We start from the raw sequence: 14,523 nt of genomic DNA, 5'->3' as shown, positions 1-14,523 counted from the left end.
TAAAATAGTATAAAATGGAAAATAATTTAACTACCCCAAGTTCAAATCACAACCCAATAAATTTAACCCAGAGTATTCCGGCATATCTAACAAAAGTGTATAACTGGATGGCGATAGCTTTACTAGTTACAGGTTTAGTAGCATATTTTACAGCAGGTTCTGAAATGTTAATTAATGCAATTGTTGGAAACAAAATACTCTTTTATGGCTTACTAATTGGTGAAATAGCATTAGTAGGATATATTTCTGCTCGAATTAATAAAATCAGTTCCTATAATGCAACACTACTGTTTTTATTATATGCGGTACTAAACGGATTAACTTTTGCCATTATTTTTTTAGTATTCACATCTGAATCTATATCTTCTACATTTTTAATTACAGCAGGTACTTTTGGCGCAATGAGCTTATATGGGTATTTTACTAAAAGTGATTTAACAAAAATAGGTAGCTTGGCAATAATGGCTTTAATAGGTATTATTATAGCATCTATAGTTAACATGTTTTTGCATAGCGAAATGATGTATTGGATTGTAACTTATTTAGGTGTAGCTATCTTTATAGGCTTAACAGCATATGATACTCAAAAACTAAAAAGGATAGCTATAAATGGTTTTGAAAGTGAAGAAAGCATGGAAAAAAGCGCCATATTGGGAGCTCTAACTTTATATTTAGATTTCATTAACTTATTTTTGTTTTTACTTAGAATCTTCGGTAATAGAAAATAAACTCAAAGTTTTTAATTTTTTTCTGCAAATAAATTTTTTTAAAAAGAATGCAATTTATTAATATGATTATCTTTGATAGTATAATTCTTTTTTAATCTAGTAATAATTTGATGAAAAACTATATGCCAAAAGGAAGGTTAACTGCTGAAGAATACATAAATGGTATTTTAGAAGGAGATCGAGTGCTGCTTTCAAGAGCAATTACTATTATAGAAAGTAATTTAGAAAGCGATAAACTTCTTGCAAAAGAAATTATTCAATCTATTTTACCAAATACGGGAAATTCAATTAGAATAGGAATCACAGGAGTTCCAGGTGTTGGGAAAAGTACTTTTATTGAAGCTTTTGGAAAGCATTTAATTAGCAAAGGGAAAAAGGTTGCCATTTTATCTATTGATCCCACAAGTCAGCGTAGTAAAGGCAGTATTTTAGGCGATAAAACTAGAATGGAAGAATTGGCAAATTTAGAAGATGCTTATATTAGACCTTCCGCTTCGGGAGACACTTTAGGTGGAGTTGCCAATAAAACAGGAGAAACTGTATTGCTTTGTGAAGCGGCAGGCTATGATGTAATTTTAATTGAAACGGTTGGAGTTGGACAATCGGAAACTGCCGTTCATGGAATGACAGATTTCTTTCTCCTTTTAATGTTGTCTGGTGCAGGCGATGAATTACAAGGCATTAAAAAAGGTATTATGGAAATGGCAGATATGGTGGTTATTAATAAAGCCGATGGCGATAATATTCGCAAAAGTGAACTCGCAAAAAGACAATATCAAAATGCTTTACATATTTTTCCTCCTTCTGAATCTGGATGGAGTCCAGTAGTTAGTACAGCTTCTGCAATTGAAAATATAGGTATAGAAACCGTTTGGGATGAAATTTTAAAATTTAAGAAATTAGTAACAGAAAATGGATATTTTCATAAAAATAGAAATCATCAGCAAATTAAATGGATGTATAATAATATTAATGAAGCGCTGAAAAATTTATTTTATGGATCTAAAAGTATTGCAAGCCAACTTAAAGTTTTAGAAAATGAAGTTGTTGAAGCTAAAATTTCTCCTGTAAAAGCAGCGCAACAAATTGTAGATGCTTTTAAAAAATCATTTTAATTTAATAATAAAAATAGTTTATAAATAAAAAAAAACCTTGAAAAAAATTCCAAGGATTTAATTTTATAAACGTTTGAAATTAGCTATTCTCAAATTTTTTATGAAGACTATTTAGCATGTTTTCTGACATTTTGTGTAAATCAAATTTAGGTTGCCATCCCCAGTCTTCTTTAGCTCTAGAATCGTCAATACTTTGTGGCCAGCTATCTGCAATTCTTTGTCTGAAATCTTCATGATAAGAAATTTTAAAATCAGGAATAAATTTTTTGATTTCTAATGCAATTTCTTCAGGGGTAAAACTCATAGCGGCTAAATTATATGAGGATCTAATTTTTACGTCTTCAGGTTTAGCATCCATAATTTTAATAGTTGCATCAATAGCATCATCCATATACATCATTGGTAATTTGGTGTTTTTGTTTAAAAAAGAATCGTATTTACCCACTAATAATGCATTATTATATATTTCAATAGCGTAATCTGTAGTTCCGCCACCTGGATTTGTTTTCCAGCTAATAATACCAGGGTATCTAACACTTCTAACATCAACACCGTAATTGTTAAAATAATACTCGCACCAACGTTCACCAGCCTGTTTGCTTATTCCGTAAACAGTTGTCGGCTCCATAATTGTTTCTTGAGGGGTGTTCTCTTTTGGAGTTGTTGGTCCAAATGCGGCAATGGAACTTGGCCAAAACATTTTTTTTATTTTTTTCTCTTTAGCAAAATTTAGCACATTAAATAAAGAAGTCATATTTAACTCCCAAGCTTTAGCAGGAAATTTCTCTCCTGTTGCAGAAAGCATTGCGGCCATTAAATAAACTTCAGTAATTGCATATTTGTCTAATATTTTTTCAATACTATTTTTGTCCATAGCATCTACTATTTCAAAAGGACCAGATTGCATTAATTCATCGTTTCCTTCTCTAATATCGGACGCAATTACAGCATTATTGCCGTTAATTTCACGTAGTTTTAAGGTCAATTCTGTGCCAATTTGGCCACAAGCACCTATAATTAGTATCTGCTTATTCATGTTTAGTTTTGTTGTTCCGTTTCGGTTTTCAAAGATACTGAAAATATAAATTTTATTTTCATATATTTAGTTTTTATCAATTTGATAAAATTTATTTAAAACAAGTATTTTATTACTATTTTTGGAAGGAATTTATTAATTTATGAAGTATTTATTTTTCCTTTTTGTAATTATATTAGTAGGAACAGTTTCATGTACCAAAAACAAGTCTAAAACTCAGGTTATTTCTAAGCAAGATTCTTTGAAAATTGTGAATAATAGAATTGAAGTTCCTCTAGGCGAAGTGCTAATACCAAGTGCTAAAAAAGCAGTTAACAATTGGAGGGAATATAAAGATGTAGATGATTTTATAACTCAATTTTATAATATTAGTACTTCTGAGGCACTTTCTAATGCTAGGGAGTTAAGTGAATTGGTTGTTTTAATGAAAGATTCTATAAGAGTTGACGATTTAAAAACTCCAAGTGTAATTGCAAGAATAAACGTTTTAGAGAATGAAACCTTACGTTTGGCAGATATGGCTACAATTCCATCTATAAAAACCTCGGAAGTTAAAGATGAAGTGACAAGTATATTAACAGTTTATTCGGATTTAAATTCAAAAATTAACACGTTGTATAACGCTTCGGCTATTCAAAAAGCTTTAGAAGTTGATACGGAAAAACCAGTAGAAGAATTAAAAAAAGATAAGGTTATTCCATATAAAAAACCATCAAAAACGATAAGAGAAAGTACAATTCGTAAATCTAGATTAAAAAATAAGCCAATAATTAAAAAAAATTAAAATATGAAAAATAGTATATCCATAATGCTAGTTTTACTTTTTATTAGTTGTAATAATCAAAAGCCAGCTAATTTGAATTTTGTTAAGGAAAAAGAAAATATAAATAACGTTTTAAATACTTGGCACAAAAATGCTGCAGAATCAAATTACGAAGGTTATTTTAATGCAATGGATGAAAATTCAATTTTTATTGGTACAGATGCATCAGAACATTGGAATAAAAAAGAATTTGAAAAATTTAGCAAACCTTTTTTTGATAGAGGAAAAGCTTGGGATTTTACACCATTAAAACGAAATATTTATTTTGAAAAAGATGGAAGAATAGCATGGTTTGATGAACTTTTAAATACTTGGATGGGCGTTTGCAGAGGATCTGGAGTTATAGAAAAGGAAGGAGAAACTTGGAAAATTAAACACTATGTACTTTCTTTAACCATTCCTAATTCAAATATTGATGAGGTAATTAAAATTAATAAAACGAAAGATTCAACTTTTGTTAAAAAATTACACAGTAATTTAATTAGGAATTAATTCTGTACTTTTTTTATACACTAAATTAGATTCAAATCCTTTTGAAATTAAAAAATTAGAAAGTTTATTTCTTTTTTTATAAATATTAGCTTCTTTAATTAAAGCTAATTTTTTCTCTGCAACTTTATGAAGAGTTTCTAAGTAAATTTCTTCATCAATTTCTTTAAGAGCAGTTTTAATGTTGTAAGCGGAAATTTGTTTTGATTTTAATTCTTTAATAATTTTATTTCTGCCCCATTTCTTTATAGAAAATTTTCCCCTAACAAAAGCTTTTGCAAATCGTTCTTCATTTAAAAAATTATGTTGTAATAAATGAAGAATGATTTGCTCTTTTGCTTCTGAAATCATTTTTAAATCGTATAACTTATTTTCAACTTCTTGATGACAGCGTTCTTGATAAGCACAATATTTTTCTAATACTTTAGTTGCTTCATCAACAGTATACGTTTTATTTCTTTTCATAAATTAAGATAAAATCACCTAAACTTTGGCGGTTTTATTTTTATTAAAGTATAATTTAACTCTATTTAATAAATAATACATAATAGGAACAATTACTAGCGTTAAAAATGTTGCAAAAGTAAGGCCAAAAATAACGGTCCAAGCTAATGGTCCCCAGAACATAACATTTTCTCCTCCCATATAAATGTTAGGATTAAATTCAGTAAACAAACCAATAAAATCAATATTAATTCCTAAAGCTAACGGAACCAAACCTAACACTGTGGTTATTGCCGTTAGTAACACTGGTCTTAAACGAGTTTTACCACCTTCTACAATACTTTCGTAAACTAGATTAATAGGTAAAGCACCTTCTTTTAGGTCGTTTTCTTGTCGTTTTCGTTCCATAATTAAATTGGTATAATCAATTAAAACTATGGCGTTATTAACCACAATTCCTGCTAATGAAATAATACCTAACATAGACATAATGATGATAAAATCCATTCTAAAAATAACTAGACCTAAAAACACACCAATTAAACTAAGTAGCACTGCCATAGAAATAATAAATGGAGTAGAAGCAGAATTAAATTGCCCTACAAGAATTAAAAATATGGCCATTATTGCTATCATTAATGCCTTTAGTAAAAAATCCATATTTTCAGCTTGTTTTTCTTGCTCTCCTGTAAATTGATATTTTACTCCAACTGGCATTTTATAATTTTTTAGAGATTCACTTATTTTAGCAACAATTTCATTGCCATTATAACCATCAATTACATTAGAATATAAGGTAATTACACGTTTTAAATTTTTACGTTTAACTACGTCAAATGTTGAAGCATTTTTTAATGTTGCTACAGAAGAAATAGGAATTTGTTTTATAATTCCTCCATCCGCTTGATCTCTAAATGTTATTTTTTGATTCATTAAAGCATCTTCATCATATCGATATTTATCCATTAATCTAATATTAATAGGATAATCATCTTCTCCATCTTTAAATCTAGAAACTTCTTTGCCGTACAAAGCGGTACGTAAAGCATCTGCAATTTGTCCAGTAGAAATATTTAATCTACGTGCTTTTTGACGATCAATAATAACAGGAAGTTCAGGTTTTCCTTGATTTACATCTATTTTTAAACCTTCAATACCACCAATATTTTGTTCGTTTATAAAATCTCTCATATCATTGGCAACGTTCATTAATTGCGAATAATCATCTCCTGAAATTTCTAAATTTATTGGAGCCCCAGTTGGAGGACCATCTTGGTTTTTGTCAACAACAACCTTAATTCCTGCATAACTTCCAATTAAATTACGAATATCATTCATTATTTTTTGGGTACTAACTTTTTCTCCTGTTTTAGGATTAACTCTGTCTTGGAAATCTACAAAATCAATAGAAATTTTAGATTTGTTTGGAGTGCTTCCTCCTTGAAAACCTCTACTAGTATCTCCGGCTCCTTCACCAACTTGTTCAATTACAGAAGTAACCATAAAATCGTTGCCATTAACTTTGTATTGTTTTAAATAGTTAACAACCTTACTCTCCATTTGTTTGGTAAAATCATTAGTCTTTACTATATCCGTTCCAATAGGGAATTCTATATATACATATACTTGTTTTGGTGCGTTATCTGGAAAGAAGTCTACTTTTGGAGGAAATAATCCGAAAAGTAATAATGATAATATTAATAATAATATTGTTCCGCCAAAAAATGCTATTGGATGTTTTCCTTTAAGAACATATTGTAAAAATCGTTCATAAAAGTTTTCCAATTTAGGTAGAAATACAGATTGAAACCATTGCGTTCCTGGTTCTAAAATTTTTGTGTTTAAATATCCTAAAGCACCAGCTAATATTGTTAAATTACCAATAACTATTAATACTTTAGATGCAAAAGTTAATCCAGATACAACGATTAAAGTTCCTATAAAAAATAAAAGAAGACCAATTTTAAATCGAGTTTTAACATCTCTCTTTTTTTCTTCTAATTTCATATAAACCGATGTTAGCATCGGGTTTACAACCAAAGCCACAAATAGAGAAGAACTTAGCACAATAATTAAAGTTATAGGCAAATATTTCATGAATTCACCAATAATTCCTGGCCAAAATGCTAATGGAACAAATGCGGCTAAAGTGGTTGCTGTTGATGCTATAATTGGCATAGCAACTTCACCTACACCATATTTTGCAGCGTCTATTGCCGAATATCCTTTTTCATCCATTAAACGATATATATTTTCAACAACCACAATACCATTATCTACGAGCATTCCAAGAGCTAATACTAATGAAAATAATACCATAGTATTTAGAGTTACCCCCATGAAACTTAATATGATAAAAGATAAAAGCATAGACATTGGTATAGCAATACCAACAAATAAAGCGTTTCGTAATCCTAAGAAAAACATAAGAACTCCAACTACTAATAACATTCCTAAAATAATACTATTTTCAAGGTCTGATACTTGAGTTTTAGTTTGGTTAGACATATCATTGGTTTTTGAAATAACCAAATTTTTAGGAAAAACTTCAGCTTTTGATTTTGCTAGTATTTCATCAATTTTTTCGGAAGCGTTTATTAAGTTTTCGCCACCACGTTTTTTAACATCTAGCATAACTACGGATTTTCCGTACTGACGAGCAAAACTTTCTTTTTCTTGTTCTTTATAAGTTACGGTAGCTATATCGCGTAAATAAACTACTTTTTGTTTTTCGCGTTTTACTATGATATTTGCAATTTGTTGTGCGTTTTTAAATTCACCTTCAACTCGAACATTTCGACGCAAACCACCTTCTTTAATTTCTCCGCCACTAATAGTTACGTTTTCGTTTTTTATAGCATTAGCAATATCGTTATAACTAATTTTCAACGATTGCATTTTATATAAATCGATGCTAATAGCCATTTCTTTATCTTGTACACCACGAATATTAACTTCACTAATTTCGGGTAATGCTTCTATTTCATCTTGTAAATATTCACCGAATTTTTTTAATTGATCCATAGAAAAATCACCAGATAGGTTGATATTCATAATTGGCATCAGTTCTGCAAAATTCAGTTTAAACACATTTGGTTCGGCCGGTAAATCTTTTGGAAAATCTTTATCAGCTTTAGCTTCATCTACTTTGTCTTTTACCTTTCGTAAAGCTTCATCTGGCGTTACACTAAAATCAAATTTTACATCAATAGTAGAATATCCTTCTAATGAATTAGAAATAATATCATCTACTTCTGAAATGTTATTTAATTTTTTTTCAATTGGGCGCGTAACCAGTTTTTCTATATCTAATGCCGAATTTCCTGGGTATGGAGTGGTGATATAAACTTCAGGTGCTGAAACTTCTGGAAATGCTTCACGCGGCATCGCCATATACGAACTTAAACCAGCTAAAAATATGATGAAAATAAGAACATAAACGGTCATTTTGTTCTTAATAGCCCAAGTTGAGAGTTTAAATTCTTTAAGTATGGTGTTTTTATTTGTTTCCATAAAAATGAGTTCTACAAATTAAATTTAGTTTACAACGGTTATAGATTGGTTGTTTTTAACCCCTCTAGATCCTTTATTAATTATAAGGTCGTTGGCAGCTAAACCAGATTCAATATTTGTTCTGTTGTTATATGATAAACCACTTTTAATTATGGTTTTTATAGCTTTAAATTGATTGTTATTTTCTTCAATTTTAAATACAAAACTGTTTCCTTCTTGATCTTCTTGAATTATGTTTGAAGGGATTGTTAATGCATTTTTGGAAGTAAAATCGTTTAATCTTAAGTTAGCTATTAAATTAGGTTTCAACTTCTTATCAGAATTGTTTATGTATATTTTAACTTTAAAACTTCTATTATTTGGATCAATATAATTAGCTACTTGATTTACGGTTGAAGTTATTTGGGTTGCGTTATTTTCAAATTGAATAATAGCTTCAGTACCTTTTTTTATAGAACTGATATATTTTTCCGAAACTTCTGCTTCTACATACATTTTGTCTAAATTTATTAATCTTACAACAGGTGTTTGCGGACTTGTAAGCTCACCTGTTTTTGGAAAAATTTCATCAATTACACCATTAAAAGGTGCAATTATTTTCATTTTTTTTGCTTGAGATTTTAGTATGGCAATATTATTTTCCAAGCTTTCTTTTTGAGTTTTTGCTTGTAAGAATTGAATTTCTGAACCTATTTTTTGATCCCAAAGACGTTTTTGACGTTCAAAAGTTGTTTTTGCTAAAGACAACTGAGTATTTAACTCATCAATATTTCTTTTTATGGTGGAATCATCTAATTGTACTAAAACTTGACCAGCAGCTACTTGTTGGCCTTCTTTTACAAATATTTTTGTAATGTTTCCACCTGCTTCAGGTCTGATTTCAATATTTTTATCGGTTTTTACAACGCCTTGTATTTCAACATAATGTTTAAATAATTCTTGTTTTACAGGTAATGAGGTTACTATTTGTAACTTTTTTGTGGTATCTAATTTTGAAATTTTTTGTTCCACAGATTTAAGTTCTATAGATAAACTATCTATTTTACTTTCTATGTTCTTTTTATTTGAAATTAGCTGTTCTAAGGTTGATTTTTCTTTTTTATTAGCGCATGAAAAAGCAATAATTGCGGTGAGAATGATTAGAGATATTTTTTTCATTTTAATATTTTTTCTAGTTGTTAATTGGTGTGTTTAATGCAGTGTCTAAAGCAGCTTTGTTTGATATAACATTTAGCATAGCTTGTAAATAGTTTTGCTGCATTGTATATAATTGTGTTTGCGCATTGGATAAATCGAAACTTGTTGAAATTCCTTCAAAAAATTTGACTTCTTGTTTGTGTTCAATACGTTCCGCCAATGCTAAATTTTCTTTTGATGTTGTTAATTCTTCTAAACTATAATTGTAATTAGTTTTAGCCTTTTCTACTTGAAGCTTAATTTTTTGAGAAGTTTCGAATAAATTAGTTTTAGATTTGTCTAACTCAATTTTAGCTTGTTGCGTTCTAGAACTTCTTTCTAAACTACTAAAAATCGGAATTTTTAAATTAACACCTAATAAAGAAGAATCGAACCATTTTTGTTGCTTTTTTAAAAAATCGAATTGATTTCCGTTACCAGCGTATCCAAAATTTACAAAACTACTTAAGGATGGTAATGCTTTACTTTGTTCAAGTTTAACTAAAAGTTCATTAGATTTTTCTGTGTTTTTAGCAATTTTATAATCAATATGATTTTCAACATTAAGTTGGTTAGATAATAATTTTAAATCATTATTTTCTTGAGATAATTTATCTAAGGTATCTGTTAAAATTATTTTCGAATTTATATCAATGCCTAAAGTAATATTAAGCATTTTGTAAGCAATATCTTTTAATTTTCTAGTTTTAGATAATTGACTGTTTATTTTTGAGAGTGTAATTTTTAACTGCTCTACATTTTCTTCTTCGGTAAGTCCGTTTAAATAAATTTGGTTGGTATCGTGCAGGTTTTTTTCTAAAGTTTTTTTATTTTTTTCTAAAATTAAAATGCTTTCTTCACTTAGTAAAACATTTCCATAAGCATTAATTACAGCTTCTCTAACTCCTAAATCGGTTTTTTCTTTAGCGTTTTCTGATATTTTTAAATACGTTTTAGCTGATTGTAATCCAACTAAATATGATCCATCAAAAATTAATTGATTAACAGTTGCAGTAGCTTTCATGGTTTGTTTTGTTCCAAATGCAATTTCTGTAAATTCGCCTGGAGTTCCGCCAAAAAATTCAGCTGGAATTAATGAAACTTGTTGTTTAATCCAGTTTTGATATTCAATATCGGCATTAATTTTTGGTAAGCCAATAGTTGTGGTTTCCCATTTTTTCTTTTTTGCTACTTCAAGATCTCTTAAAGCATTAATAGAAGCGTAGCTATTTTTTAGAGCATAGTTGATGGCTTCTTTTAAAGAAAGTGATTTGGTTTCTTGTGCATAGTTTACAAAACCAAATAATAACGTAATTATAATAATTAGTGCTTTTTTCATTATTAAATTATATTTTTTCTAATTGTTTTTCTAAAATTTTTATTCCTTTATCTGTTGCAATTGCTCTGGTATGGTATTCCAAAGCCTCTATTTCTAATTGATTTAGTGTTTTATTTTGTTGTGTAAATAGAGTAGTGTCATAAACACTAAATACTAATGAAAAGTAAAAACGACTAATAACACTTTCATTAATGTCTTTTCTATACAATCCTTCCTTAATTCCCTTTTTAATGTTTTCTGAAATGCAATCTTTAAACATTTCAAATTCGCTACTCATAACTTTTTCATAGGTTTTAGGATAGTATTTTTGAAGTTGAAATACAGGTGATTCATTTAAATTTTTAAATATATCTTTAAACATTATTTTCACTTCAAAATTTTCTTCAATTGCATTATAACCCTTATTGCAAATACATAAAATTGAGTTATGAATATTATTGTGAAAAAACAAAACAGATTCATCTACTAATTGCTCTTTATTTTTAAAATACTTGTAAATGGTTTTTTTAGAAATGGCTAATTCGTTAGCTATATCATCCATCGTGGCAGTTTTAAAGCCATATTTTAAAAACACTTCTCCTGATTTTTCTAAAATAGTTTTTTTCATAAAATTGATATTACCTATTTTTTTGCCTGCAAATATACTAATGGAAACTTAAAACACAAAAAAAGTTTCCATAGTTTTAACAAATTAATAACATTTAATAGTTTTATAAGTTTTAAAGTAACTTTTAAAGCAGTATTTTTACCAAAATTTGTAATTAATGAAAAGCATTGAAAACTATAAAGAAGATTTTTTACTTTATTTAAATGAGGCTATAAAAGTAAAAGAGCCAAAAAAACTATACGAACCAATACACTATATATTACAATTAGGAGGAAAACGTTTACGTCCGGTTTTAACGTTATTAATTTGTGATATATATAATGGAGATGTTGCAAAGGCAATGAATGCCGCAGCTGCTATTGAAGTATTTCATAATTTTACCTTAATTCATGATGATATTATGGATAACGCCATAATAAGAAGAGGAAAAACTACAGTTCATGAAAAGTGGAATATAAATGCAGGAATATTGTCTGGTGACGCTATGATGATTATGGCATATCAATTATTAGAAAAATACGAACCTCAGTTATATAAAAAACTAAATATTTTATTTAGTAAAACAGCTTTAGAAGTTTGTGAAGGACAGCAGTTAGATATTGATTTTGAAACTAAAACAAATGTTTCTATTCCAGATTATATAAAAATGATTACTTATAAAACATCGGTTTTAGTAGCGGCAGCAATGAAAATGGGAGCGATTTTAGCGAATGTTTCAAATGATGAAGCAGAAAAAATTTATAAGTTCGGGTTAAATTTAGGAATAGCTTTTCAGCTACAAGATGATTATTTAGATACTTTTGGAGATGTAGCCACTTTTGGAAAAGAAATAGGAGGAGATATTAATGAAAACAAAAAAACTTTTCTGTTTTTAAAAGCTTTAGAAGTTTCTAATGATAAGGATAAAAAGGAATTGCTGAAATGGTATAGTTCTAATAATTCTTCAGAACTAAAAGTAAATGCCGTTACCAAAATATTTTCAAAAAATAAAATACAAGAACTTACCAAAAGAGAAATTGAAAATTATACAAAAACAGCTATTGGAACTTTAGATGAGCTGTCTGTAAACGAGGATAAAAAAGAAATATTAAAAAATTTCGGATTAATTTTAATGAATAGAGCATTATAATGTTACCTGCCGTTTCTGAATTATTAGAAAAATCTTTAAAAGAAAATTTATATGGTAAAATTATTCAGCAATTGAATAAGGATTTTTTATTAGCAAATGTTTCTTATCATTTTTCAGAAGAGATAAATCCTTCTGAATTAAAAAAAACATTAGTAGAAATTTTACATGAAATGGTAATAAATAATTATGATGATTATTTAAATTTAATTTACCGAATTGATATTTCTGAAAAAGATTTAGCAAAAATTAAAGGACAATCTCTTAAATTAATTGTTGATGAAATTACGTATTTAATTCTTAAAAGAGAATATCAAAAAGTGTGGTTTAGAAATACAATCTAAATACGGGAGATAAACCAGAAGCGTAAATAACATTTTTTGTTTGATCAAAAAGTACATCGTAACGTAATCCCATTGCTAAATTGCCAGTTACATATTCCATTCCAACATACAAAGCAGGTTGCCAAGGGTTTATAGTGTTTGAATAATTAATTTTCTGATTTAATTTTAATTGTTCATATTCCATAGAAAGTTGTATATATTGTATGGGACGATATAAAGCTAAAATACTTCCGCCATATAAATTTGAAGTTCTTTGTATTGTAGATTTATTTTTAACATAAACATAAGTTAAACCTAATCCTAAGCTAAATTCGTCGGAAAAATCATACAACGCGCTTGGTGAAATTGCAAAAGCGGTGTACGAATTGTTTAAACTAATGTTGAATCCACCTCCAAAACGGACATTATTTATAAATTTCTGTTGTTTTAACTCTGAATTTTGAGAGATTAAATTAGAACTAGCCAGAAATAACATTAAAAGTAAAATAAAGGTTTTCTGCATGTTAACTATTTTTGCTAAGGTAAAAATTTAATTGTGAATTTTTTTGTTAAATAAATATTGTACATCATATAAATAAGTATTATTTTTGCATCCAGTTTTTGGTCCCATAGCTCAGCTGGTTAGAGCACCTGACTCATAATCAGGGGGTCCAAGGTTCGAGCCCTTGTGGGACCACAACAATACAAGAGCCTTACAGAGATGTGAGGCTTTTTTATTTCTAATAAAAAAAGATTATAAAAGGCTAACTCTTATATACATTACTGTTTATTATTAGATAGTTACTGTTTATTAGAAAAATGATTATATTAGTGAAATTTTATTTGTAACTATTTCATTTTTAATAAAAAAGATTAACTTTGCTCATAGAAATGTTGTAAATAATTATTTGTTTTAACAAAATTATTTTGTAATAATAACCCCCTAAATAAAATATTTTTGAAGCCCCATTTCCAAAATAGATTTAGAATTGTAACTGTTAGCGTCTGCTTTTTATTTATGAGCGTTTTTGCTTATTCGCAAAAAGTACCACCACCTGCTGGGCCACCACCACCTGTAGGTTTGCCAATTGATGGAGGTTCAGTCTATTTATTTATTGCAGGAGTTGCTTATGGAGTTTATAAATTAAAAAAACAATAATTATTTTTCAAGTAACCTTGCTACGTATTTGCCAATAACATCAAATTCTAAATTTACAACAGCACCTATTTTAAAGGTGTGAAAATTAGTGTTTTCATAAGTGTATGGAATTATTGCTACAGAAAAGCTATTCTTTTTAGAATTTACTACAGTTAAACTTATTCCATTAATAGTTATTGACCCTTTTTCAATAGTAATATTTTGTTTTGATGAGTCGTATTCAAAAGTAAAAAGCCAACTTCCGTTTTCATCTAAAATATTAGTGCATTTAGCAGTTTGGTCTACATGACCTTGAACAATATGACCATCTAACCGTTCGCCTAATTTCATTGCACGTTCTAAATTAATTTTATCTCCAACTTTTAAAAATCTCATATTAGATTTTTCTAAAGTTTCTTTTATTGCAGTTACCGTATAATTATCTCCATCAATTTTAACAATAGTTAAGCAAACGCCATTATGAGCAATACTTTGATCAATTTTTAATTCTGGTGTAAAATTGCTTTTAATTGTAAAATGGAAATTTTCATTTTCTTGCTCAATAGCAGTAATTTCTCCTAGATTTTCAATAATACCTGTAAACATATTTTTATCAATTTAATTGATTACTTTTGAAGTGTAAAATTAAGTATAATTAACTTTATT

Annotated in this window: 15 protein-coding genes and 1 tRNA gene; 8 read left to right on the top strand and 8 right to left on the bottom strand. The window is 28.2% G+C overall.

What is annotated here, in order from left to right; genetic code table 11:
* Positions 1-14 precede the first annotated feature (14 nt).
* Both R3342_RS08085 and meaB read left to right on the top strand, forming a co-directional pair.
* Positions 15-728 (top strand): Bax inhibitor-1/YccA family protein, encoded by a 714-nt coding sequence (locus R3342_RS08085; protein ID WP_318939519.1) that lies wholly within the window; start codon positions 15-17, stop codon positions 726-728.
* A gap of 110 nt (positions 729-838) precedes the next feature.
* A complete protein-coding gene (gene meaB, locus R3342_RS08080) occupies positions 839-1,843 on the top strand; it encodes a methylmalonyl Co-A mutase-associated GTPase MeaB (protein WP_318939518.1) in 1,005 nt (334 codons plus the stop codon).
* 79 nt (positions 1,844-1,922) lie between these two features.
* Here the strand turns inward: meaB and R3342_RS08075 are convergent, their stop codons facing one another.
* Complete coding sequence (locus R3342_RS08075) at positions 1,923-2,879, bottom strand: NAD-dependent epimerase/dehydratase family protein (RefSeq protein ID WP_318939517.1); 957 nt, start codon at positions 2,877-2,879, stop codon at positions 1,923-1,925.
* Between the two features lie 142 nt (positions 2,880-3,021).
* On the opposite strand from R3342_RS08075, the gene R3342_RS08070 reads away from it, so the two are divergent.
* Together R3342_RS08070 and R3342_RS08065 are read left to right on the top strand one after the other, a co-directional pair.
* Positions 3,022-3,663, top strand: coding sequence for a hypothetical protein (locus tag R3342_RS08070; protein WP_318939516.1), 642 nt, complete (start codon positions 3,022-3,024; stop codon positions 3,661-3,663).
* 3 nt (positions 3,664-3,666) lie between these two features.
* Positions 3,667-4,194: a nuclear transport factor 2 family protein gene (locus R3342_RS08065; protein ID WP_318939515.1), complete on the top strand. Its 528-nt coding sequence runs from the start codon at positions 3,667-3,669 to the stop codon at positions 4,192-4,194.
* Here R3342_RS08065 and R3342_RS08060 read toward each other — a convergent pair.
* From R3342_RS08060 to R3342_RS08040, 5 genes are read right to left on the bottom strand one after another with little or no spacing between them, the layout of a single operon-like run.
* Complete coding sequence (locus R3342_RS08060; protein WP_318939514.1) at positions 4,180-4,656, bottom strand: regulatory protein RecX; 477 nt, start codon at positions 4,654-4,656, stop codon at positions 4,180-4,182. The genes R3342_RS08065 and R3342_RS08060 overlap by 15 nt on opposite strands.
* A gap of 18 nt (positions 4,657-4,674) precedes the next feature.
* Entirely contained in the window at positions 4,675-8,148 is a 3,474-nt protein-coding gene (locus tag R3342_RS08055; protein ID WP_318939513.1) for an efflux RND transporter permease subunit, read from the bottom strand.
* Positions 8,149-8,172: 24 nt separating this feature from the next.
* Positions 8,173-9,306: an efflux RND transporter periplasmic adaptor subunit gene (locus R3342_RS08050; RefSeq protein WP_318939512.1), complete on the bottom strand. Its 1,134-nt coding sequence runs from the start codon at positions 9,304-9,306 to the stop codon at positions 8,173-8,175.
* 13 nt (positions 9,307-9,319) lie between these two features.
* Positions 9,320-10,663, bottom strand: coding sequence for a TolC family protein (locus R3342_RS08045; protein WP_318939511.1), 1,344 nt, complete (start codon positions 10,661-10,663; stop codon positions 9,320-9,322).
* A 7-nt stretch (positions 10,664-10,670) separates the two neighbouring features.
* Entirely contained in the window at positions 10,671-11,270 is a 600-nt protein-coding gene (locus R3342_RS08040) for a TetR/AcrR family transcriptional regulator (protein WP_318939510.1), read from the bottom strand.
* Positions 11,271-11,427: 157 nt separating this feature from the next.
* On the opposite strand from R3342_RS08040, the gene R3342_RS08035 reads away from it, so the two are divergent.
* Together R3342_RS08035 and R3342_RS08030 are read left to right on the top strand one after the other, a co-directional pair.
* Positions 11,428-12,399: a polyprenyl synthetase family protein gene (locus R3342_RS08035; protein WP_318939509.1), complete on the top strand. Its 972-nt coding sequence runs from the start codon at positions 11,428-11,430 to the stop codon at positions 12,397-12,399.
* The gene (locus tag R3342_RS08030) at positions 12,399-12,740 is read left to right on the top strand and encodes a hypothetical protein (RefSeq protein WP_318939508.1); all 342 of its coding nucleotides are present in this window, start codon (positions 12,399-12,401) and stop codon (positions 12,738-12,740) included. The genes R3342_RS08035 and R3342_RS08030 overlap by 1 nt, the downstream gene beginning before the upstream one ends.
* Here the strand turns inward: R3342_RS08030 and R3342_RS08025 are convergent.
* The gene (locus R3342_RS08025; RefSeq protein WP_318939507.1) at positions 12,724-13,242 is read right to left on the bottom strand and encodes an alpha-ketoglutarate decarboxylase; all 519 of its coding nucleotides are present in this window, start codon (positions 13,240-13,242) and stop codon (positions 12,724-12,726) included. The two genes, R3342_RS08030 and R3342_RS08025, sit on opposite strands and share 17 nt — an antisense overlap.
* 100 nt (positions 13,243-13,342) lie before the next feature.
* Between R3342_RS08025 and R3342_RS08020 the strand changes: the two genes are divergently transcribed.
* Together R3342_RS08020 and R3342_RS08015 are read left to right on the top strand one after the other, a co-directional pair.
* A tRNA-Ile gene (locus tag R3342_RS08020) sits at positions 13,343-13,416 on the top strand.
* 261 nt (positions 13,417-13,677) lie between these two features.
* Positions 13,678-13,878 carry a PID-CTERM protein-sorting domain-containing protein gene (locus tag R3342_RS08015; RefSeq protein WP_318939506.1) on the top strand — a complete coding sequence of 67 codons (201 nt, stop codon included), beginning with the start codon at positions 13,678-13,680 and terminating at the stop codon, positions 13,876-13,878.
* On the opposite strand, the gene R3342_RS08010 is transcribed toward R3342_RS08015, so the two are convergent.
* A complete protein-coding gene (locus R3342_RS08010) occupies positions 13,879-14,463 on the bottom strand; it encodes a riboflavin synthase (RefSeq protein ID WP_318939505.1) in 585 nt (194 codons plus the stop codon).
* Between the last annotated feature and the right edge of the window lie 60 nt (positions 14,464-14,523).

The sequence above is a fragment of the Lutibacter sp. genome (genome assembly GCF_033723435.1).
Classification (GTDB): domain Bacteria; phylum Bacteroidota; class Bacteroidia; order Flavobacteriales; family Flavobacteriaceae; genus Lutibacter.
This window is presented reverse-complemented; position numbering and strand designations above follow the sequence as displayed.